This window comes from Enterobacter cloacae complex sp. HYC042_NIDB (assembly GCF_056673315.1).
In genome coordinates this window covers 4,063,967-4,083,887 of the sequence record NZ_CP109650.1, presented here as the reverse complement: position 1 = coordinate 4,083,887, position 19,921 = coordinate 4,063,967, and the positions used below count along the sequence as shown (strand labels likewise).

Genomic DNA, 19,921 nt, shown 5'->3' with positions numbered 1-19,921 from the left:
TTTTAATCCTGTCTCAACACCTTATGTCCAAATGCCAGCAGCGCATCAGTCACGTTGCGCATCATGCGGCTTTCCGGCGCAAAACGGTGCCAGTAGAGCATCCGGCGCTGATACAGCCCCGGCGTCAGGTCAATCAGCTCACCGCTTTTCAACTCTTTCTCAATCTGTAAATGCGGGATCATGCAGCAGGTGGTGCCCTGACGCGCCAGCTGCACGAAAGCTTCGGACGAGTTAACGATATGACACGGCACGCTGCCCGGCGGCAGATCGAAGTTTTGCTGCAAAAACGCCTGGTGCATATCGTCCAGATGGTCGAACGCCACGGCAGGCGCCTTCAGCAGCGCGGCGCGGGTGACGCCATTCGGGAAGTAGCGCTCCGCAAAGGCTTTTGAACCGACAAACAGGTAGTCGAGCGCGCCCAGCTGATCGACAAGACAGCTTGGCAGGGCCTGAGGCTGGATACTGACCGCCCCAACCACTTCGCCGCGACGCAGGCGTTCCTGGGTGCGGGTTTCATCTTCGACCTGAAGATTCAGGCGGATAGGGGAGTCGGCCAGCACCGGCGCAAGGGCCGGCAGCAGCCAGGTCGCCAGACTGTCGGCGTTCACCGCCAGCGAGAGCAGCAGCGGCGTGGAACCCGTTTGTTCGTCACCCAGCCACTCGTCTTCCAGCAGTTCAACCTGACGCAGCAGGGCGAGAAGCTTTTGCCCTTGCTCCGTTGGGCGCGGCGGTACGGTACGCACCAGCAGCGGCTGCCCGAACATGTTTTCAAGCTGTTTGATACGCTGTGATACGGCGGACTGGGTGATGCACAGCTTTTGCGCTGCGCGCTCAAAGCCGCGTTCACGAATAACTGCATCAAGTGCCTGTAGTGTTCTGTAGTCCGGACGTTTCATTGCTCTGGCTGGCTCCTAAATTTTGCTTAATCTGCACTATGACACAATTTTCCCTTCCTGACAGACGAAATCCATTCGACGTGTTCTATAATGCGCCCTGAGTTTTCACACCACAGGCAAAACGATCATGACGCAGGATGAACTGAAAAAAGCAGTAGGATGGGCCGCTCTCCAGTACGTACAGCCAGGGACCATTGTCGGTGTTGGTACGGGGTCAACGGCGGCGCACTTTATCGATGCACTGGGCACGATGAAGGGGCAGATCGAGGGCGCGGTTTCCAGCTCCGATGCGTCCACGGAAAAGCTGAAAAGCCTCGGCATTACCGTTTTCGATCTCAACGAAGTGGATCGTCTGGGCATTTACGTTGATGGCGCGGATGAAATCAACGGCCATATGCAGATGATCAAAGGCGGCGGCGCGGCGCTGACCCGTGAAAAGATCATCGCCTCCGTGGCGGACAAGTTCATCTGCATCGCGGATGCCTCCAAGCAGGTCGACATTCTGGGTAATTTCCCGCTGCCGGTTGAAGTGATCCCGATGGCGCGCAGTGCGGTTGCCCGTCAACTGGTTAAGCTGGGCGGCCGTCCGGAATACCGTCAGGGCGTGGTCACCGACAACGGTAACGTCATCCTCGATGTTCACGGTCTGGAGATTCTCGACGCGATTGCGCTGGAAAACGCCATCAACGGCATTCCAGGCGTCGTCACCGTAGGGTTATTTGCCAACCGCGGCGCGGATGTGGCGCTGATCGGTACGGCTGACGGTGTGAAAACCATCGTAAAATGATCTGACGGGGGGAGTGCTCCCCCCGCTAAAAAATTTTTGAAAAGCTAAATTTGGTGACTTGTGTCACGCTTTTCCGCCTCTTTTGCCGATCCTGCCACGTTTGTAAATTTTCTCAGCATTTTACTCTGTCATTTTGCCCTGTATGACTTTTCTTCAGAGTGCCGACGCAAACGTTCATATTGCTGCAATAGTTTTTTTTGATATGTTGGCTACAGCGGATTTCAATCCAGCACAACATCAGTTCAGATAAAAACAGGGTCGGGGAAATGGCAAAGGTATCACTGGAGAAAGACAAGATTAAATTCCTGCTGGTCGAGGGCGTGCACCAGAAAGCGCTTGATAGCCTTCGTGCGGCGGGTTACACCAACATCGAATTTCACAAAGGCGCGCTGGACACTGAAGAGCTGAAAGCCGCCATCCGTGATGCCCACTTCATTGGCCTGCGATCCCGTACCCACCTGACTGAAGACGTGATTGCCGCGGCAGAAAAGCTGGTTGCTATTGGCTGTTTCTGCATCGGCACCAACCAGGTCGACCTGAACGCTGCCGCAAAACGCGGTATCCCGGTCTTTAACGCCCCGTTCTCTAACACCCGTTCCGTGGCGGAGCTGGTAATTGGCGAGCTGCTGCTGCTGCTGCGCGGTATCCCGGAAGCTAACGCCAAAGCGCACCGTGGCGTGTGGAACAAACTGGCCGCGGGCTCATACGAAGCCCGTGGTAAAAAGCTGGGTATCATCGGCTACGGCCACATCGGTACCCAACTGGGGATCCTCGCGGAATCGCTGGGGATGCACGTCTACTTCTACGATATCGAAAGCAAGCTGCCGCTGGGTAACGCGACGCAGGTACAGCATCTGTCTGACCTGCTGAACATGAGCGACGTGGTCAGCCTGCACGTGCCGGAAAACGCCTCCACCAAAAACATGATGGGCGCGGAAGAGCTGGCGCTGATGAAGCCGGGATCTCTGCTGATCAACGCCGCGCGTGGTACGGTGGTCGATATCCCTGCACTGTGCGATGCGCTGAAGCGTAAGCATCTCGCGGGGGCGGCCATCGACGTGTTCCCGACGGAACCGGCCACCAACAGCGATCCGTTTAACTCTCCGCTGTGCGAATTCGACAACGTGATTCTGACGCCGCACATCGGCGGTTCTACTCAGGAAGCGCAGGAGAATATCGGTCTGGAAGTGGCGGGTAAGCTGAGCAAATATTCCGACAACGGTTCAACGCTTTCTGCGGTGAACTTCCCGGAAGTGTCTCTGCCGCTGCACGGCGGTCGTCGTCTGTTGCACATCCACGAAAACCGTCCTGGCGTGCTGACCGCCATCAACCAGATTTTTGCCGAGCAGAGCGTCAACATTGCCGCCCAGTATCTGCAGACCAACTCGCAGATGGGCTATGTGGTCATTGATATCGAAGCGGATGAAGACGTGGCTGAAAAAGCGTTGCAGAGCATGAAGGCCATACCGGGAACGATTCGCGCGCGTCTGTTGTATTGATGGTGCGGTCTGTGGTGTCGGGTGGCGGCTACGCCTTACCCGACCTACGTTGAGCTTTTGTAGGCCGGGTAAGCGTAAGCGCCACCCGGCTTTATGCTACCAAAGCCACGTTTTACCTGGCGTTACCACCGCAGGCAGCGGAATATCCCATTTCTCCACCGGCAAGGCTTCTACAGCCTGGCAATCATGCGCATACCCCACCGGCTGCAGCCCGTACTGCTGCCAGTTTTGCAGCGTCCTGTCGTAAAAACCGCCGCCCATACCTAAGCGCTGTCCTTGTTCATCAAACGCCACCAGCGGCGTAATCAGCACGTCCAGCTGTGACAGCGGGAGTACGTCGCGCACGTCGAGTTTCGGTTCGGTGATTTTCAGACGATTCACCACCAGCTCGCTGTGCGGATGGTAGTGCAGAAACAGCAGATTGCCCCGGCTGAACGGATGCAGTACCGGCAGGTAAACTTTTTTCCCGGCGCGCCAGAGCTGGTCGATAAGCGGCTGGGTGTCCAGTTCGCCGTCAAACGAGAGAAACAGCGCGACGGTGTTTGCCATCACCACGGGCGGATAGGCCATCATGCGGGCAGCAGCCTGCTGCGCAAAGTGTGCTTGTTGTTCGGACGTCAGGGCGCGACGACGCTGGCGAATGAGCTGACGGATGTCCTGGCGTGAAGCAGAAACTTCAGGGAATTGAGTCATGGTAGTCGGTAGAAGAAGAGAGAGGGAATCTCCGAGATGCCGCCGCAGGCTGTAACCCTTGAACCCTTGGTTCAAGGTGAATGTGTCGTCATAGTTTTAAGGCTTCTCGGACGAACCGAGCATGCTCACCAACCATGGAGCGCCACATTCTTGTGGTATGAAATATCGGCTCAGGGGACTGGCCCGCTTGCAAACATCTCAGAGAAATTTTGTCTTCACAGTTACTCTACCATAGTCAACTGCGAAGTGTTATTCAAACTTTGGTCCCGGTCTTTCGGGATTGCGACCTTGATCAAGCAACGCCTGTTCAATGGTCTGCTGGAGCATTTTAATGCGCTGCTCCATGCTAGCCGCGTAATCGCGGGTCTTCGCTTTTTCCTGAGTCAGTTCATAGCTGATGTTCAACGCGGCGATGAAAACCAGCTGCTCAGTATTTGTGACTCTAGTGCGTTCTTTTAGATCTTGCAACCGCTGATTCAAATCGTCCGCAGCCTGATTCAAAGCATCCCTTTGTTCAGGTGGACAATTCACTCGCAGTGAACGGCCAAAAATCTGGAGATCGACGGGTTGTGCAGACATGCCACCTTCCTGCTGATTGACTGCGCTGCCTTCGCTTACTGCCCCGGGGGCTGCGAAGGGGCGACACTATAGCTACCCTGATGTGAAGATACAAGCCCTTTTCTGGTATCACCAGGGTCCAAAGTGGTAGCATATCATGAATATCCTCCCTTTGATGACGAATGCGTATGTCTATACAGAACGAAATGCCTGGTTACAAGGATTTAAACCAGTTACTGAACCAGCAGGGAGTCGGTCTTACCCCTGCCGAAATGCACGGTCTGATCAGCGGCATACTGTGCGGCGGAAACAGCGACAGCTCATGGCAGCCGCTGATCCACGACCTCACCAACGAAGGGCTGGCGTTTGGCCACGAACTGGCGGAAGCGCTGCGAAAAATGCACGCGGCAACCAGCGATTCGCTGGAAGACGATGGCTTCCTTTTTCAGCTTTATCTGCCTGAAGGCGACGATGTCAGCGTCTTTGATCGCGCCGATGCGCTCGCGGGGTGGGTAAACCACTATCTGCTTGGCCTGGGCGTCACCCAGCCTAAGCTTGATAAAGTAACCGGCGAAGCGGGTGAAGCGATTGACGATCTGCGCAACATCGCCCAGCTTGGTTACGATGAAGAGGAAGATCAGGAAGAGCTGGAAATGTCTCTCGAAGAGATCATCGAGTACGTGCGCGTGGCGGCGCTGCTGTGCCACGACAACTTTACGCGCTCGCAGCCGACCGCGCCGGAAGTTCGCAAGCCAACCTTACATTAAGAAAAATAACGCACAGGAGGGTGTCATGGTTATCTCGCAACAAGAGTATTTGCGCCGTCGTCAGGCGCTGCTGGCAAACATGCAGCCGGGAAGCGCGGCGCTGATTTTTGCCGCGCCGGAAGTGACGCGCAGCGCCGACAGCGAATACCCCTATCGCCAGAGCAGCGATTTCTGGTACTTCACCGGCTTCAACGAGCCGGAAGCGGTGCTGGTGCTGATTAAGAGCAATGACACCCACAACCACAGCGTGATTTTCAACCGCGTACGAGACTTAACCGCTGAGATCTGGTTTGGCCGCCGCTTAGGGCAAGAGGCCGCCCCGGAAAAGCTGGGCGTTGACCGCGCGCTGGCGTTTAGCGAAATCAACCAGCAGCTCTATCAGCTGCTTAATGGCCTCGACGTGCTCTACCACGCGCAGGGCGAATACGCCTACGCCGATGAGATTGTTTTCAACGCGCTGGAAAAACTGCGTAAAGGCTCGCGGCAGAACCTGTCCGCGCCCGCAACCCTCACGGACTGGCGTCCGGTGGTGCACGAGATGCGTATGTTCAAATCTGAAGAAGAGCTGAACGTGCTGCGCCGTGCGGGCGAAATCAGCGCCCTGGCGCACACCCGCGCGATGGAAAAATGTCGTCCCGGAATGTTTGAATACCAGCTGGAAGGCGAAATTCACCACGAATTTAACCGCCACGGCGCGCGTTATCCCTCCTACAACACCATCGTTGGCGGCGGGGAAAACGGCTGCATTCTGCACTACACCGAAAACGAAAGCGCGCTGCGCGACGGCGATCTGGTGCTGATTGACGCCGGTTGCGAATATCAGGGCTACGCGGGCGACATCACGCGTACCTTCCCGGTGAACGGCAAGTTTTCGCCAGCGCAGCGGGCGATTTATGACATCGTTCTCGAATCTCTCGAGACGGCGCTGACGCTGTATCGCCCGGGCACCTCCATTCAGGAGGTGACCGGTGAGGTGGTGCGTATCATGATTACCGGGCTGGTTAAGCTTGGGATCCTCAAAGGGGATGTCGACACCCTGATTACCGAGAATGCTCACCGCCCGTACTTTATGCACGGCCTGAGCCACTGGCTGGGGCTGGACGTGCACGACGTGGGCGCGTACGGCCCTGAACGTTCGCGCGTGCTTGAACCGGGCATGGTGCTGACCGTCGAGCCAGGCCTGTACATCGCGCCGGATGCCGACGTGCCAGAGGAATACCGCGGAATTGGCATTCGTATTGAAGACGACATCGTCATCACCGAAAGCGGCAACGAAAACCTGACCGCGAGCGTGGTGAAAAAAGCGGACGATATCGAGGCGCTGATGGCAGCGACGCGCGTATGAGCGTGATTATCGTTGGCGGTGGCATGACCGGCGCCACGCTGGCGTTAGCCATCTCGCATTTGACGAAGGGGCAGCTTCCGGTGCATCTGGTTGAAGCCGTCGCGCCGCAGGCGAAGAATCACCCTGGGTTTGATTCCCGCGCCATTGCCCTGGCGCAGGGCACCTGCCAGCAGCTATCCCGCATTGGCATCTGGCAGGCCATCGCCGACTGCGCTACCGCCATTAATACCGTGCACGTGAGCGATCGCGGTCATGCCGGGTTTGTGACGCTGGATGCCCATGATTACCGTATTGACGCGCTGGGTCAGGTCGTTGAACTGCACGATATTGGCCTGCGCCTGTTCCGCCTGTTGCAGGACGCGCCGGGCGTCACGTTGCACTGCCCGGCACGCGTTGCCAGCTTCACCCGTAGTGAAGACGCGGTTAGCGTAACGCTGGACAATGGCACCGTGCTTGACGGACAGCTTCTGGTGGCGGCTGACGGGTCGCGCTCGGCGCTCGGCACCCAGTGCGGCGTAGAGTGGCGGCAGCAGCCTTACGGGCAGGTCGCGGTCATCGCGAACGTCTCGACCGCAGCAGAACACAACGGCCGGGCGTTTGAGCGCTTCACCCAGCACGGCCCGCTGGCGATGCTGCCGATGACGGGCGGGCGCTGCTCGCTGGTCTGGTGCCACCCGCAGGAAAAGGCCGAAGAGGTTAAATCCTGGTCCGACGAACGTTTTTGTACCGAGCTGCAGAAAGCCTTTGGCTGGCGGCTGGGGCGTATTACCCATGCCGGGAAACGTGCGGTCTATCCGCTGTCGTTAACCACGGCATCACAGTCTGTTTCTCACCGCGTGGCGCTGGTCGGCAACGCGGCGCAAACCCTCCACCCCATCGCCGGGCAGGGCTTTAACCTCGGCCTGCGGGATGTGATGAGCCTGGCCGAAACGCTTTCGCAGGCGTGGAGCGAACAAAAAGACTGTGGCGCTTACCCGGTGCTAAGCCATTACCAGACGCGACGTCAGGCTGATAAAGAGGCGACAATTGGCGTCACCGACGGCTTAGTCCATCTCTTTGCCAATCGCTGGGCGCCGCTGGTTGTTGGTCGCAACCTCGGGCTGATGGCGATGGAACTGTTCATTCCGGCACGTGACGTGCTGGCGCAGCGGACCCTGGGTTGGGTCGCGCGTTAAGGAGTTATCACTGTGCAAAATGTTGATGTTGCCATCGTTGGCGGCGGAATGGTTGGACTGGCGCTGGCCTGTGGATTACAGGGCAGCGGCCTGCGCGTGGCCGTGCTGGAGCAAAAGCAGCCCCAGCCTGTCGCATCAGATGCCCCGCCGGAACTCCGCGTGTCGGCGATTAACGCGGCCAGCGAAAAGCTTTTGACGCGTCTCGGCGTCTGGTCAGATATCGTCGCCCAGCGCGCCAGCTGCTATCACGGCATGGAAGTGTGGGACAAAGACAGCTTTGGCCATATTGCCTTTGATGATGAAAGCATGGGCTATAGCCATCTGGGGCATATCATAGAGAATGCGGTGATCCACCACGCGCTGTGGCAGAAAGCAGAGCAGTGCAGCGACGTGACGCTAATTGCGCCTGCGCAGATCCAGCAGGTGGCATGGGGCGAAAACGAGGCGTTTATCACCCTGCAAAGCGGCGACATGCTGACCGCGCGTCTGGTGGTCGGTGCCGACGGCGCTAACTCCTGGCTGCGCAACAAGGCTGATATCCCGCTAACGTACTGGGATTACCGCCATCATGCGATGGTGGCAACGATCCGTACTGAAGAGCCGCACGGCGGCGTTGCGCGGCAGATTTTCCACAACGACGGCATACTGGCGTTCCTGCCGCTTGCCGATCCGCACCTGTGCTCGATAGTCTGGTCCCTGGTGCCGGAGAAAGCGCAGCAGATGCAGGATGCGACGCCGGAGGCCTTTAACCAGGCGCTGTGCGTGGCGTTTGATAATCGCCTTGGCCTGTGCACGCTTGAAAGCGAGCGGCTGGTTTTCCCGTTAACCGGCCGCTACGCGCGTCAGTTTGCGGCGCACCGTCTGGCGCTGGTGGGGGATGCTGCCCATACCATTCATCCGCTGGCCGGGCAGGGCGTTAACCTCGGCTTTATGGACGCGGCGGAACTGGTGGAAGAACTGCGTCGCCTGCACCGTGAGGGTAAAGATATCGGCCAGCATCTGTATCTGCGTCGCTACGAGCGCAGCCGCAAGCACAGTGCGGCGATGATGCTGGCAGGAATGCAGGGCTTCCGCGAGCTGTTTGCCGGGGCAAATCCGGCGAAAAAACTGCTGCGCGATATCGGCCTCAAGCTGGCCGACACCCTTCCCGGCGTCAAACCTCAACTTCTTCGTCAGGCAATGGGTCTTAACGATCTTCCCGACTGGTTACGCTAACCTCGATCCCCGTCACACTTTATTTTCCCGGCCTCTGCGCCGGGGAAATCCCCTCGTTTGAAATATTCTAATTCCACGCCATTTTTCGCATTAGTTATTCTCATGTCATGATTTTTACGTGACGGAAATTCGGCCCGTTTTTCCGCACGAAATATCACCATGTGCTAAATCCTGTTAGATCATTGTTAATTTTGTGCGGGGTTAATCGCATTTTTCCAGTGAATAACTCTGTAGGCTTTTCAGCGTTTTTTGGTCATAAGCTAATGTGATGACCCGTTTTACCTTATGGTTAACCGCCGGTTTCGGTGGTAAGTTCAGGTAAAAGAGAACGTTTGCGTCGGCATTCGCGAACGAGGCCGATACCGGGTTTCACGGTGAATTTTTCAACGAGGACAAGATGGCTCAACAGACTCCTTTGTACGAACAACACGTGTTATGCGGCGCCCGCATGGTGGACTTCCATGGCTGGATGATGCCGCTGCACTACGGCTCGCAGATTGATGAGCACCACGCGGTGCGCACCGATGCCGGTATGTTCGACGTGTCCCACATGACGATTGTCGATCTGCACGGTAGCCGCACCCGGGAGTTTTTGCGTTATCTGCTGGCAAACGACGTCGCCAAACTGAAGACGCCGGGCAAAGCGCTCTATACCGGCATGCTCAATGCCTCGGGCGGCGTGATTGACGACCTTATCGTCTACTACTTCACCGAAGATTTCTTCCGCCTCGTTGTAAACTCCGCCACCCGCGAAAAAGACCTCTCCTGGATCACCCAACACGCCGAACCTTATGCCGTCGACATCACCGTCCGTGACGATCTGTCGCTGATCGCCGTGCAGGGGCCGAACGCGCAGGCAAAAGCCGCGTCTCTGTTCAGCGACGAGCAGCGCACCGCCACCGAAGGCATGAAGCCGTTCTTCGGCGTGCAGGCGGGGGATCTGTTTATCGCCACCACCGGCTACACCGGTGAAGCGGGCTACGAAATTGCGATGCCGAACGAGAAAGCTGCCGATTTCTGGCGTGCCCTGGTAGAGGCGGGCGTAAAGCCTGCGGGTCTGGGCGCGCGCGATACGCTGCGTCTGGAAGCGGGCATGAACCTCTACGGTCAGGAAATGGATGAAGGCGTCTCTCCGCTGGCGGCCAACATGGGCTGGACCATCGCGTGGGAACCGGCTGACCGTGACTTTATTGGCCGTGAAGCGCTGGAGATGCAGCGCGAGAAGGGCACCGAACAGCTGGTGGGACTGGTGATGAAGGAAAAAGGCGTGCTACGCGGCGAGCTGCCGGTGCGCTTTACCGATGCTGACGGCAATCATCGTGAAGGCGTGATCACCAGCGGAACCTTCTCACCGACGCTGGGCTACAGTATTGCACTGGCACGCGTGCCGGCGGGCATTGGCGAAACGGCGGTGGTGCAAATCCGCAACCGCGAAATGCCGGTCCACGTGACCAAACCGATTTTTGTTCGCGCCGGTAAGCCGGTCGCCTAATCATTTTTATCAGGAGAACTTCAATGAGCAATGTGCCAGCAGAACTGAAATACAGCAAAGAACACGAGTGGCTGCGCAAAGAGGCGGACGGCACTTACACCGTAGGGATCACCGAGCACGCGCAGGAGCTGCTGGGCGACATGGTGTTTGTTGACCTGCCTGACGTGGGCACGACTGTTAGCGCGGGCGACGACTGCGCCGTGGCGGAGTCCGTAAAAGCGGCGTCTGACATCTACGCACCGGTAAGCGGCGAGATTGTTGCGGTCAACGATGCGCTGAGCGATTCGCCAGAGCTGGTCAACAGCGAGCCTTATGAAGGCGGCTGGATCTTCAAGATCAAAGCCAGCGACGAATCGCAAGTTGCCGCGCTGCTGGATGCAACCGCGTACGAAGCACTACTGGAAGACGAATAACGTTGTGCCGGATGGCGCTGCGCTTATCCGCCTTACAGGGCCCGGTAAGCGGTAGCGCCACCGGGCAACAGCGTTACAGATAACTACGATTCACTGCACGTATCAGGAACCATCGCTCATGACACAGACTTTAAGCCAGCTTGAAAACCGTGGCGCCTTCATTGAACGTCACATTGGGCCGGATGCTCAGCAACAGCAGGAGATGCTGAAGACGGTTGGCGCGGATTCATTAGACGCACTGATCGGCCAGATTGTGCCAAAAGACATCCAGCTTGCCACGCCGCCTCAGGTAGGGGAAGCCACCACGGAGTTCGCCGCGCTGGCGGAGCTGAAGGCTATTGCAGGCCTCAACAAGCGCTATAAGTCTTACATTGGCATGGGCTACACCAACGTGCAGTTACCGCCGGTTATTCTGCGCAACATGCTGGAAAACCCGGGCTGGTACACCGCTTACACCCCTTATCAGCCAGAAGTCTCCCAGGGGCGTCTGGAAGCGCTGCTGAACTTCCAGCAGGTGACGCTGGATCTGACCGGTATGGATATCGCTTCCGCCTCTCTGCTGGATGAAGCGACCGCCGCTGCCGAAGCGATGGCGATGGCAAAGCGCGTGAGCAAGCTGAAAAATGCTAACCGCTTCTTCGTGGCGGCGGACGTGCATCCCCAGACGCTGGACGTGGTGCGCACCCGTGCAGAAACCTTCGGCTTTGAGGTGATCGTCGACGACGCCGACAAAGTGCTGGATCACCAGGAGGTCTTCGGTGTGCTGCTGCAGCAGGTGGGTACCACCGGCGAAGTTCACGACTACGGCGCGCTGATTGCCGAGCTGAAATCCCGCAAAGTGGTTGTCAGCGTTGCCGCCGATTTTATGGCGCTGGTGCTGCTGACGGCGCCGGGCAAACAGGGCGCGGATATTGTATTCGGCTCCGCGCAGCGCTTCGGCGTGCCGATGGGCTACGGCGGCCCGCACGCGGCGTTCTTCGGCGCGAAAGATGAATTCAAACGCTCCATGCCAGGCCGTATCATTGGCGTGTCAAAAGATGCTGCCGGTAATACCGCGTTGCGCATGGCGATGCAGACCCGCGAGCAGCATATCCGCCGCGAGAAAGCGAACTCCAACATCTGTACTTCCCAGGTACTGCTGGCAAACATCGCCAGCCTGTATGCGGTATTCCACGGTCCGGCTGGCCTGAAGCGCATTGCCAGTCGCATTCACCGCCTGGCCGATATTCTGGCCTGCGGCCTGCAGCAGAAGGGCCTCAAGCTGCGCCACGCGCACTACTTCGACACCCTGTGCGTGGAAGTGGCAGACAAAGCCGCCGTGCTGGCGCGCGCGAATGCAGCAGAAATCAACCTGCGCAGCGACATTCACAACGCGGTCGGCATTACGCTGGATGAAAGCACCACTCGCGACGATATCCTGAATCTGTTCAGCGTGTTGCTGGGCGACGCTCACGGTCTGGACGTTGATACGCTCGACAAAGAGGTCGCGCTCGACAGCCGCTCCATTCAGGAAAGCATGCTGCGCAATGACGCGATCCTGACTCACCCGGTGTTCAATCGCTATCACAGCGAAACCGAGATGATGCGCTATATGCACTCTCTGGAGCGCAAGGATCTGGCGCTGAACCAGGCGATGATCCCGCTGGGCTCCTGCACCATGAAGCTGAACGCCGCGGCAGAGATGATCCCGATTACCTGGCCTGAATTCTCCGAACTGCACCCGTTCTGCCCGCCAGAACAGGCGGAAGGCTATCACATGATGATCAACCAGCTTTCAGACTGGCTGGTGAAGCTGACCGGTTACGACGCGCTCTGCATGCAGCCAAACTCCGGCGCACAGGGTGAATACGCGGGCCTGCTGGCGATCCGTCACTATCACGAAAGCCGTAACGAAGGCCACCGCGATATCTGCCTGATCCCAAGCTCCGCCCACGGCACCAACCCGGCCTCAGCCCAGATGGCGGGCATGGAAGTGGTGGTGGTCGCGTGCGATAAGAACGGCAACATCGATTTGGCCGACCTGCGTGCGAAAGCCGAGCAGGCGGGCGACAAGCTCTCCTGCATTATGGTGACCTACCCGTCCACCCACGGCGTGTACGAAGAGACCATCCGTGAAGTGTGCGAAGTGGTGCACCAGTTTGGCGGTCAGGTATACCTCGACGGCGCGAACATGAACGCTCAGGTGGGCATTACCTCTCCGGGCTTTATCGGCGCGGACGTGTCGCACCTGAACCTGCATAAAACCTTCTGCATTCCGCACGGCGGTGGCGGCCCGGGCATGGGACCAATCGGCGTGAAAGCGCACCTGGCGCCGTTTGTGCCGGGCCACAGCGTGGTGCAGATTGAAGGCATGCTGACCCGTCAGGGCGCGGTCTCTGCGGCACCGTTCGGTAGCGCATCAATCCTGCCAATCAGCTGGATGTACATCCGCATGATGGGCGCGGAAGGGCTGAAGCAGGCGAGCCAGGTGGCTATTCTGAACGCCAACTACATTGCGACTCGCCTGAAGTCCGCCTTCCCGGTGCTCTATACCGGCCGCGACGGTCGCGTGGCGCACGAGTGCATTCTGGATATTCGTCCGCTGAAAGAGCAGACCGGCATCAGCGAGCTGGATATCGCCAAGCGTCTGATCGACTACGGCTTCCACGCGCCAACCATGTCGTTCCCGGTTGCGGGAACGCTGATGGTGGAGCCGACCGAGTCTGAAAGCAAAGCCGAGCTGGACCGCTTTATCGACGCGATGCTGGCCATCCGCATGGAGATCGACCGCGTGCAGGACGGCGAATGGACGCTGGAAGATAACCCGCTGGTCAACGCCCCGCACACCCAGCACGAGATGGTGGCAGAGTGGAACCACGGTTACTCCCGCGAGCTGGCCGTCTTCCCGGCAGGCGTGGCAAACAAATACTGGCCGACCGTGAAGCGTCTTGATGACGTTTACGGCGACCGTAATCTGTTCTGTTCCTGCGTGCCGATGAGCGAATACCAGTAATTATTTGCCATACTGTAGGCCGGGTAAGCGTAAGCGCCACCCGGCTTTTTTTTATCTGGAGGTTGTGAATGGCAATTGCACTGGTCACCGGCGCGAGCCGGGGCATTGGGAAAGCCACCGCGCTGCAGCTGGCACGTGAAGGCTACACCGTGGCGGTGAACTATCACCACAACATTAAAGCCGCGACGGACGTTATCAATCAGATCGTTGAGGCCGGCGGTAAAGCGTTTGCCGTGCGTGCGGACATCAGCGATGAAGCTCAGGTGCTGGCGATGTTTGACAGCATCGATCGTGAAGGTGAGCCGCTTCGCGCGCTGGTCAATAATGCAGGCATTCTGTTTGAGCAATCCACCATCGAGAATCTGTCCGCAGAGCGCATTAACCGCGTGCTGGCGACCAACGTCACGGGCTACTTCCTCTGCTGTCGTGAAGCGGTGAAACGCATGTCCATCAAGCATGGCGGCAAGGGCGGGGCTATTGTGAATGTCTCTTCCGCCGCGTCTCGTCTGGGCGCGCCGGGTGAATATGTCGATTACGCTGCTTCCAAAGGCGCGGTTGATTCGCTGACAACCGGGCTATCGCTGGAGGTGGCGGCGCAGGGTATCCGCGTGAACTGCGTGCGGCCTGGGCTGATTTATACCGATATCCATGCTTCCGGCGGAGAGCCGGGGCGAGTGGATCGCGTGAAATCGTTACTGCCGATGCAGCGCGGCGGCCAGCCGGAAGAGGTGGCGCAGGCGATTGTCTGGCTGCTGAGCGAGAAGGCGTCTTACGTGACGGGCAGTTTTATCGAGCTGGCTGGCGGGAAGTAACCCCCTCACCCTAACCCTCTCCCCAAAGGGAGAGGGTTAGGTGCCCGGCGTTAAAGTTTCTCGCCGTTGCTGGCAATCACGCCTTTATACCACTCGAAGCTTTTCTTACGGGAGCGCGACATGTCGCCCGTGCCGTCGTCGTGCTTGTTGACGTAGATAAAGCCGTAGCGCTTGCTGTACTGACCGGTGGTGAACGACACGCAGTCGATGCAGCCCCACGGCGTATAGCCCATCAGATCCACGCCATCGTGCGTGACGGCTTTGATCATCTCTTCCACGTGGGCACGCAGGTAGTCGATGCGATAGTCATCGTTGATGCTGCCGTCTTCTTCCACCTTGTCGTAGGCACCGAAACCGTTCTCAACGATAAACAGCGGCTTCTGATAACGCTCGTACAGTTCGCACAGGGAATAACGCAGGCCCACCGGGTCAATCTGCCAGCCCCAGTCGGACGCCTTCACGTGCGGGTTCGGCACGCTGCCTTCAAAGCCGGAAATGGCGTCACCAGTGCCGCCTTCCGCCTTCACCGCGTTGGTCATGTAGTAGCTGAAGCCTAAGTAGTCGCAGGTACCTTCACGCAGGATCTGCTCGTCGCCCGCCTCCATTTTGATGGAAAAGCCGCGGCGCTCCCACTCGTTCAGCACGTAGGACGGGTAGTAACCACGCAGCTGGACGTCGGTAAAGACATAGCGCTCGCGCATGGATTCCTGGGCGAACATCACGTCTTCAGGCTTGCAGGAGAACGGATAGAGCGCCACCATCGCCAGCATGCAGCCGACTTTCATCTCCGGGTTGATGCGGCGCGCGGCTTTCACCGCCAGGGCGCTGGCCACAAACTGATGGTGCAGCACCTGGTACATGGTCTCTTCCGGGTTGTCATGTTCGGTATAGACCACGCCCGAGCAGCAGTAGCCGAACAGCGGGGCGCGCCAGTTGCGCTGGTTGTTGATTTCGTTGAAGGTCATCCAGTATTTGACCTTGTGCTTGTAGCGCTCAAACACCACTTCCGCGAAGCGCACAAAGAAATCGACCACTTTGCGGTTGGTCCAGCTACCATACTCCTGCACCAGGTGCAGCGGCATTTCGAAGTGGGAGAGGGTGATCACCGGTTCGATGTTGTACTTCAGCAGCTCATCGAACATGTCGTCGTAAAACTTCAGCCCTTCTTCGTTTGGCTGCGTTTCGTCACCTTTCGGGAAGATGCGCGTCCAGGCGATAGAGGTACGGAAACACTTGAAGCCCATCTCGGCAAATAGCTTGATGTCTTCTTTATAGTGGCCGTGGAAGTCGATAGCTTCGTGGTTTGGGTAGTATTTACCCGGCACCACCTCCTGCGTGATTTCGCGCGGCACGCCGTGTGCGCCGCCGGTCAGCACGTCACAAATGCTTGGCTCTTTGCCGCCTTTGTTCCAGCCGCCTTCAACCTGGTGAGCGGCAACCGCGCCGCCCCATAAAAAATCTTTTGGTAAGGTTAATTTTTTCATCGCTGCTATTCTCAATAAATGGCTTATTGGCATTGAGTCTAGCAAAGCGAAATTGAATGTCACGATATAACAATTTGCGGAAATTGTGATTTGTCACATCGAAAAAACAAGGTGTTTTATTCCGTCAGTTTTTTCGCCAGCTTGCGTCCGAGAGATTCCAGAATATAAATGACGGGAATTTGCGTGGTGATATCGTAGACGCCGCCAATTCGCGTCTGGGGAACGTGCCAGGAGAGATTAAAGTCCGCCAGTTTCGCCAGGCGCGAGTGCTCGTGGCTGGTGATAGAGAGCACCTTGCAGTGATGAAGGCTGAACTGGCTGGCGAAGCGCAGGATCTCCTCGGTTTCGCCCGAGACGGAGAGCACAATCGCCAGCGCATTTTTCGCCATATCATTGGTGACCGGGAAATAAGGGTCATCAATATGATTACTGAATTTACCAATGTTTGAAAAGAAACGCGCGCCATATTTCGCCAGTGAGCCTGACGTTCCCGCCCCAACAAATATAATGCGCTCTGAAGAGAGAATGATATTTACCGCGTCATTTAATAGCGCGTCGAACTCTTCATTATTCACGCTTTTAAAGAAGCTGATAATTTCGCTGGCGCCGAAATTCGCCTGCTGGGGCTCGTTCTGCTCAAGATAGAGCTTAAAGCGCACGCGAAATTCAGAATACCCTTCGCAGTTGAGCTTGCGGCAAAAGCGCAGGATAGTGGTGGTTGAGACGCCGGCCGCATCCGCCAGCTCGCGGATGGTCATGTACATCACTTTGTCCCGGTTTTTGATGACATAGTTGTAGACCATCATTTCCAGGTTATTGAGACTGGCAATGGCGGAGTGGGTGAACATACTCACAGTGGCAAAACTCTCATTCAGACCTCATTTATCCATCATATCATGCAGCCAGACGGCAGGAGCCAATTTTATGCCATTGATTAGTAACGCTTAAATTTTTATGTGAACAAATGTCAGGTGAATTTTTCGTTTATGTTTTTGATTTTTATTATAAAAATTTACTTTAAAATTATTTTAGCTAACAGGTGTTCACTGGAATCATTCTCAGTTAGCATAGTCATGCGATGAATAATCATCTTTAGTTTTCCCGGAGTTTAGTATGGCGAGCAGACCATTAATCGCACAGGGATATTCGCTGGCTGAGGAAGTAGCCAACAGCATCAGCCACGGCATTGGCCTGGTGTTTGGGATTGTCGGTTTAGTGTTATTGCTGGTACAGGCGGTGGATACCAATGCCAGCGCGATGGCTATTACCAGCTATAGCCTGTATGGCGGAAGTATGATCCTGCTGTTCCTGGCCTCGACGCTCTATCACGCGATTCCGCATCAGCGGGCCAAAATATGGCTTAAGAAATTTGACCACTGCGCTATCTATCTGCTGATTGCGGGTACCTATACGCCTTTCCTGCTGGTGGGGCTAAACTCACCGCTGTCGCGCGGCCTGATGATTGTTATCTGGAGCCTGGCGCTGCTGGGGATCCTGTTTAAGCTGACCATTGCGCACCGGTTTAAAGTGTTGTCGCTGGTCACCTATCTGACGATGGGCTGGCTGTCGCTGATTGTGGTGTATCAGCTGGCGATTAAGCTGGCAGTAGGGGGCGTCACGCTGTTGGCGGTGGGCGGTGTGGTCTACTCGCTGGGCGTTATTTTCTACGTCTGTAAGCGCATCCCATACAACCATGCCATCTGGCACGGCTTTGTGCTGGGCGGCAGCGTGTGCCACTTTTTGGCGATTTATTTGTACGTGGGGCAGGTTTAGTTTGTTGTCGGTGGCGGTTTCGCCTTACCCGACCTGGATTTGCACCCGTAGGCCCGGTAAGCGCAGCGCCACCGGGCGATAGAGCATCACTCTTCCAGTGAATACGGTAGCGGCTCAATACTCAACGTATTCGCGTCGTCGCGCACGCGGAACACGCTGTCCGCTTCCATGTCGTTGTTCATTACAGCCTGTACCAAAAGACGGCCATCGTCCAGCTGGACTGCGGCTAACACGGTACCGGTGCGGCGCCAGTTGTCGCCCATCTTCAGTTCTAAGTCTTCTCCTGCTTCCGGTACGCGGCTGGCATGGCCTGCCAGTGTCCACAACGCGCGTTTGTTTGCCCCACGGAATTTTGCACGCGCGACCATTTCCTGACCGGTGTAGCAGCCTTTTTTAAAGCTGATGCCCCCCAGCGCCTGCAGGTTAGTTGCCTGAGGAATAAACTGCGCGCTGTTGGCTGCGTCAATTACAGGCAGACCCGCTTCGATGTTCAGCGCCAGCCACTGCTGGCTGTTGTTGAGCTGAGCTTCGCCGCGCAGCGCCTCGGTCACGCGTTCGGCTGTTGCGGCATCCGTGACTAACAGGAAGCGCTCTGCCGGGTGTTCAAACCACAGGATGGAAGTTGCGCCCTCGCTGACCACCTGTTTTTCTGCATCCGGCAGCTCAGCAAACAGGTTTTTCAGCGCCGCACGCGCCTGGAAGCCCGCCACGCCCAGCAGAACATGTTCGTCGTCCGGGGCGATGGTGACTTTGGAAAAGACCGCGTATTTTTTCAGTTCTTTGAGCTGCGCATCGCGCAGGCTGCGGCGCTCAATAAAGGCAAAACCGTCCTGACGGCGGAAGAGACGCAGGTTGCTCCACATTTTGCCCTTAGGATCGCAGTGCGCGGCCAGCAGATGCTGGTGTTCAGTCAACTGCGCAACATCCGCAGTCACCTGACCCTGCAAGTATTTTTCGGCGTCGGCGCCGGAGAGGGTTGCCAGCGCCCAGTCATCAAGAGAAATAAGCGTCAGCGGCAGACGCGCAGAGGCGGCGGGCTGGCGAGGAGAAAATGGTGTAAAGGCCATAACGGTATCCTGAATTGCTTAACGCTTTGATAATGCCTAATGGTAAAAGAGCCTGCAGGCATTGCAAGCGCTTTCAGCAGACCATTTGTGCCATAAACGGGTTATGCGTAGCGCTACGCAAAATAGTGTAATCCGCTGTCTATGTAGGGATTATTCTGGAAGCCAGCCCGTCAAACGCAATATTCCAGTAATGAAACGGTCAAAAACACGTTACACTAGCTGGTGTCCCCGTAGAGAAATTAAGAACAGAAAACGGGGTACCGACTGTGCCAAACGTAATGCAGGAAACTGAACATGGATATTAACAACAAGGCCCGTATTCACTGGGCATGCCGTCGCGGAATGCGTGAACTTGATATTTCCATCATGCCTTTCTTCGAATATGAATACGACAGCTTAAGCGATGATGATAAGCGTCTGTTTGTTCGCCTGCTTGAGTCTGACGATCCGGATTTATTCAACTGGCTGATGAACCACGGCAAACCCGCCGACACCGAGTTGCAACGGATGGTGCAATTAATTCAAACACGGAATCGGGAACGTGGTCCTGTGGCAATCTGATCTTCGCGTCTCGTGGCGCTCGCAGTGGATGTCTTTATTGCTCCACGGGCTGGTTGCGGCCATCGTTTTACTCATGCCGTGGCCGCTCAGCTATACGCCGCTGTGGCTGCTATTACTTTCGTTTGTTGTTTTTGACAGCGTACGCAGCCAGCGTCGCATTAACGCGCGTCAAGGCGAGATCAAGCTGTTGATGGATTCCCGCCTGCGCTGGCAGGGAAAAGAGTGGGATATTCTCGGTGTGCCCTGGATGCTTAACGCCGGGATGATGCTACGGTTACGCAAAGTGGGGGGCGGACGTTGCCAGCACCTGTGGCTGGCGGCGGACAGTATGGACGCATCAGAATGGCGGGATCTGCGCCGGATGTTGCTGCAACAGCCGACGCAGGAGTAAC

General features: G+C 57.0%; 19 protein-coding genes and 1 other RNA gene. 13 read left to right on the top strand and 7 right to left on the bottom strand.

Annotated features, from left to right (window positions below; genetic code table 11):
• Window positions 1-2: 2 nt before the first annotated feature.
• Window positions 3-896 (bottom strand): DNA-binding transcriptional regulator ArgP, encoded by an 894-nt coding sequence (gene argP / locus OKF39_RS19490; RefSeq protein WP_003860089.1) that lies wholly within the window; start codon window positions 894-896, stop codon window positions 3-5.
• 127 nt (window positions 897-1,023) lie between these two features.
• On the opposite strand from argP, the gene rpiA reads away from it, so the two are divergent.
• Complete coding sequence (rpiA, locus tag OKF39_RS19485; protein WP_003860091.1) at window positions 1,024-1,683, top strand: ribose-5-phosphate isomerase RpiA; 660 nt, start codon at window positions 1,024-1,026, stop codon at window positions 1,681-1,683.
• A gap of 266 nt (window positions 1,684-1,949) precedes the next feature.
• The gene (serA, locus tag OKF39_RS19480) at window positions 1,950-3,182 is read left to right on the top strand and encodes a phosphoglycerate dehydrogenase (protein WP_041908347.1); all 1,233 of its coding nucleotides are present in this window, start codon (window positions 1,950-1,952) and stop codon (window positions 3,180-3,182) included.
• Between the two features lie 96 nt (window positions 3,183-3,278).
• Here serA and OKF39_RS19475 read toward each other — a convergent pair whose 3' ends face one another.
• The 3 genes from OKF39_RS19475 to zapA form a co-directional block, all read right to left on the bottom strand.
• The gene (locus OKF39_RS19475) at window positions 3,279-3,875 is read right to left on the bottom strand and encodes a 5-formyltetrahydrofolate cyclo-ligase (protein ID WP_063155132.1); all 597 of its coding nucleotides are present in this window, start codon (window positions 3,873-3,875) and stop codon (window positions 3,279-3,281) included.
• A 24-nt stretch (window positions 3,876-3,899) separates the two neighbouring features.
• A non-coding RNA gene (gene ssrS, locus OKF39_RS19470) (6S RNA) lies at window positions 3,900-4,083 on the bottom strand.
• Window positions 4,084-4,124: 41 nt separating this feature from the next.
• Window positions 4,125-4,454 carry a cell division protein ZapA gene (gene zapA / locus OKF39_RS19465; protein ID WP_006811891.1) on the bottom strand — a complete coding sequence of 110 codons (330 nt, stop codon included), beginning with the start codon at window positions 4,452-4,454 and terminating at the stop codon, window positions 4,125-4,127.
• Between the two features lie 167 nt (window positions 4,455-4,621).
• On the opposite strand from zapA, the gene OKF39_RS19460 reads away from it, so the two are divergent.
• The 8 genes from OKF39_RS19460 to OKF39_RS19425 all read left to right on the top strand — a co-directional run bounded on the left by OKF39_RS19460 (window position 4,622) and on the right by OKF39_RS19425 (window position 14,644).
• Window positions 4,622-5,200, top strand: a complete 579-nt coding sequence (locus OKF39_RS19460; protein ID WP_028014333.1) for a YecA/YgfB family protein — start codon at window positions 4,622-4,624, stop codon at window positions 5,198-5,200.
• Window positions 5,201-5,231: 31 nt separating this feature from the next.
• Entirely contained in the window at window positions 5,232-6,545 is a 1,314-nt protein-coding gene (gene pepP, locus OKF39_RS19455) for a Xaa-Pro aminopeptidase (RefSeq protein ID WP_479983820.1), read from the top strand.
• A complete protein-coding gene (gene ubiH / locus OKF39_RS19450) occupies window positions 6,542-7,720 on the top strand; it encodes a 2-octaprenyl-6-methoxyphenyl hydroxylase (RefSeq protein WP_041908350.1) in 1,179 nt (392 codons plus the stop codon). Before pepP ends, ubiH begins: the two co-directional genes overlap by 4 nt.
• A 12-nt stretch (window positions 7,721-7,732) precedes the next feature.
• Window positions 7,733-8,935 (top strand): FAD-dependent 2-octaprenylphenol hydroxylase, encoded by a 1,203-nt coding sequence (ubiI, locus tag OKF39_RS19445; protein ID WP_045629982.1) that lies wholly within the window; start codon window positions 7,733-7,735, stop codon window positions 8,933-8,935.
• Window positions 8,936-9,332: 397 nt separating this feature from the next.
• Window positions 9,333-10,427, top strand: coding sequence for a glycine cleavage system aminomethyltransferase GcvT (gcvT, locus tag OKF39_RS19440; RefSeq protein WP_248071094.1), 1,095 nt, complete (start codon window positions 9,333-9,335; stop codon window positions 10,425-10,427).
• A gap of 23 nt (window positions 10,428-10,450) precedes the next feature.
• Window positions 10,451-10,840 carry a glycine cleavage system protein GcvH gene (gcvH, locus tag OKF39_RS19435; RefSeq protein ID WP_008499718.1) on the top strand — a complete coding sequence of 130 codons (390 nt, stop codon included), beginning with the start codon at window positions 10,451-10,453 and terminating at the stop codon, window positions 10,838-10,840.
• 118 nt (window positions 10,841-10,958) lie between these two features.
• Entirely contained in the window at window positions 10,959-13,832 is a 2,874-nt protein-coding gene (gene gcvP / locus OKF39_RS19430; RefSeq protein ID WP_479983267.1) for an aminomethyl-transferring glycine dehydrogenase, read from the top strand.
• A 68-nt stretch (window positions 13,833-13,900) separates the two neighbouring features.
• Window positions 13,901-14,644: an SDR family oxidoreductase gene (locus OKF39_RS19425; protein WP_028014327.1), complete on the top strand. Its 744-nt coding sequence runs from the start codon at window positions 13,901-13,903 to the stop codon at window positions 14,642-14,644.
• Window positions 14,645-14,694: 50 nt separating this feature from the next.
• Here the strand turns inward: OKF39_RS19425 and bglA are convergent, their stop codons facing one another.
• Together bglA and OKF39_RS19415 are read right to left on the bottom strand one after the other, a co-directional pair.
• Window positions 14,695-16,128, bottom strand: a complete 1,434-nt coding sequence (gene bglA, locus OKF39_RS19420; RefSeq protein WP_479983266.1) for a 6-phospho-beta-glucosidase BglA — start codon at window positions 16,126-16,128, stop codon at window positions 14,695-14,697.
• A 116-nt stretch (window positions 16,129-16,244) separates the two neighbouring features.
• A complete protein-coding gene (locus OKF39_RS19415; RefSeq protein WP_028014325.1) occupies window positions 16,245-16,976 on the bottom strand; it encodes a MurR/RpiR family transcriptional regulator in 732 nt (243 codons plus the stop codon).
• A 265-nt stretch (window positions 16,977-17,241) separates the two neighbouring features.
• Between OKF39_RS19415 and trhA the strand changes: the two genes are divergently transcribed.
• Window positions 17,242-17,901, top strand: coding sequence for a PAQR family membrane homeostasis protein TrhA (gene trhA, locus OKF39_RS19410; protein WP_023331242.1), 660 nt, complete (start codon window positions 17,242-17,244; stop codon window positions 17,899-17,901).
• Between the two features lie 86 nt (window positions 17,902-17,987).
• Here the strand turns inward: trhA and ygfZ are convergent, their stop codons facing one another.
• Window positions 17,988-18,968, bottom strand: coding sequence for a tRNA-modifying protein YgfZ (gene ygfZ, locus OKF39_RS19405; RefSeq protein ID WP_028014323.1), 981 nt, complete (start codon window positions 18,966-18,968; stop codon window positions 17,988-17,990).
• A gap of 294 nt (window positions 18,969-19,262) precedes the next feature.
• On the opposite strand from ygfZ, the gene sdhE reads away from it, so the two are divergent.
• Both sdhE and OKF39_RS19395 read left to right on the top strand, forming a co-directional pair.
• A complete protein-coding gene (gene sdhE, locus OKF39_RS19400; RefSeq protein WP_010435322.1) occupies window positions 19,263-19,529 on the top strand; it encodes an FAD assembly factor SdhE in 267 nt (88 codons plus the stop codon).
• Complete coding sequence (locus OKF39_RS19395) at window positions 19,510-19,920, top strand: protein YgfX (RefSeq protein ID WP_028014322.1); 411 nt, start codon at window positions 19,510-19,512, stop codon at window positions 19,918-19,920. The genes sdhE and OKF39_RS19395 overlap by 20 nt, the downstream gene beginning before the upstream one ends.
• Window position 19,921: the final 1 nt, after the last annotated feature.

What these genes read in the sequence shown, in the direction of transcription:
- ubiH (WP_041908350.1), top strand. Translation starts at nt 6,542, where the DNA reads ATGAGCGTGATTATCGTTGGCGGTGGCATGACCGGCGCCACGCTGGCG.
- rpiA (WP_003860091.1), top strand. Translation starts at nt 1,024, where the DNA reads ATGACGCAGGATGAACTGAAAAAAGCAGTAGGATGGGCCGCTCTCCAG.
- OKF39_RS19425 (WP_028014327.1), top strand. Translation starts at nt 13,901, where the DNA reads ATGGCAATTGCACTGGTCACCGGCGCGAGCCGGGGCATTGGGAAAGCC.
- sdhE (WP_010435322.1), top strand. Translation starts at nt 19,263, where the DNA reads ATGGATATTAACAACAAGGCCCGTATTCACTGGGCATGCCGTCGCGGA.
- ygfZ (WP_028014323.1), bottom strand. Translation starts at nt 18,968, where the DNA reads ATGGCCTTTACACCATTTTCTCCTCGCCAGCCCGCCGCCTCTGCGCGT.
- zapA (WP_006811891.1), bottom strand. Translation starts at nt 4,454, where the DNA reads ATGTCTGCACAACCCGTCGATCTCCAGATTTTTGGCCGTTCACTGCGA.
- trhA (WP_023331242.1), top strand. Translation starts at nt 17,242, where the DNA reads ATGGCGAGCAGACCATTAATCGCACAGGGATATTCGCTGGCTGAGGAA.
- OKF39_RS19475 (WP_063155132.1), bottom strand. Translation starts at nt 3,875, where the DNA reads ATGACTCAATTCCCTGAAGTTTCTGCTTCACGCCAGGACATCCGTCAG.
- gcvP (WP_479983267.1), top strand. Translation starts at nt 10,959, where the DNA reads ATGACACAGACTTTAAGCCAGCTTGAAAACCGTGGCGCCTTCATTGAA.
- OKF39_RS19415 (WP_028014325.1), bottom strand. Translation starts at nt 16,976, where the DNA reads ATGTTCACCCACTCCGCCATTGCCAGTCTCAATAACCTGGAAATGATG.
- gcvH (WP_008499718.1), top strand. Translation starts at nt 10,451, where the DNA reads ATGAGCAATGTGCCAGCAGAACTGAAATACAGCAAAGAACACGAGTGG.
- serA (WP_041908347.1), top strand. Translation starts at nt 1,950, where the DNA reads ATGGCAAAGGTATCACTGGAGAAAGACAAGATTAAATTCCTGCTGGTC.
- gcvT (WP_248071094.1), top strand. Translation starts at nt 9,333, where the DNA reads ATGGCTCAACAGACTCCTTTGTACGAACAACACGTGTTATGCGGCGCC.
- argP (WP_003860089.1), bottom strand. Translation starts at nt 896, where the DNA reads ATGAAACGTCCGGACTACAGAACACTACAGGCACTTGATGCAGTTATT.
- bglA (WP_479983266.1), bottom strand. Translation starts at nt 16,128, where the DNA reads ATGAAAAAATTAACCTTACCAAAAGATTTTTTATGGGGCGGCGCGGTT.
- OKF39_RS19460 (WP_028014333.1), top strand. Translation starts at nt 4,622, where the DNA reads ATGTCTATACAGAACGAAATGCCTGGTTACAAGGATTTAAACCAGTTA.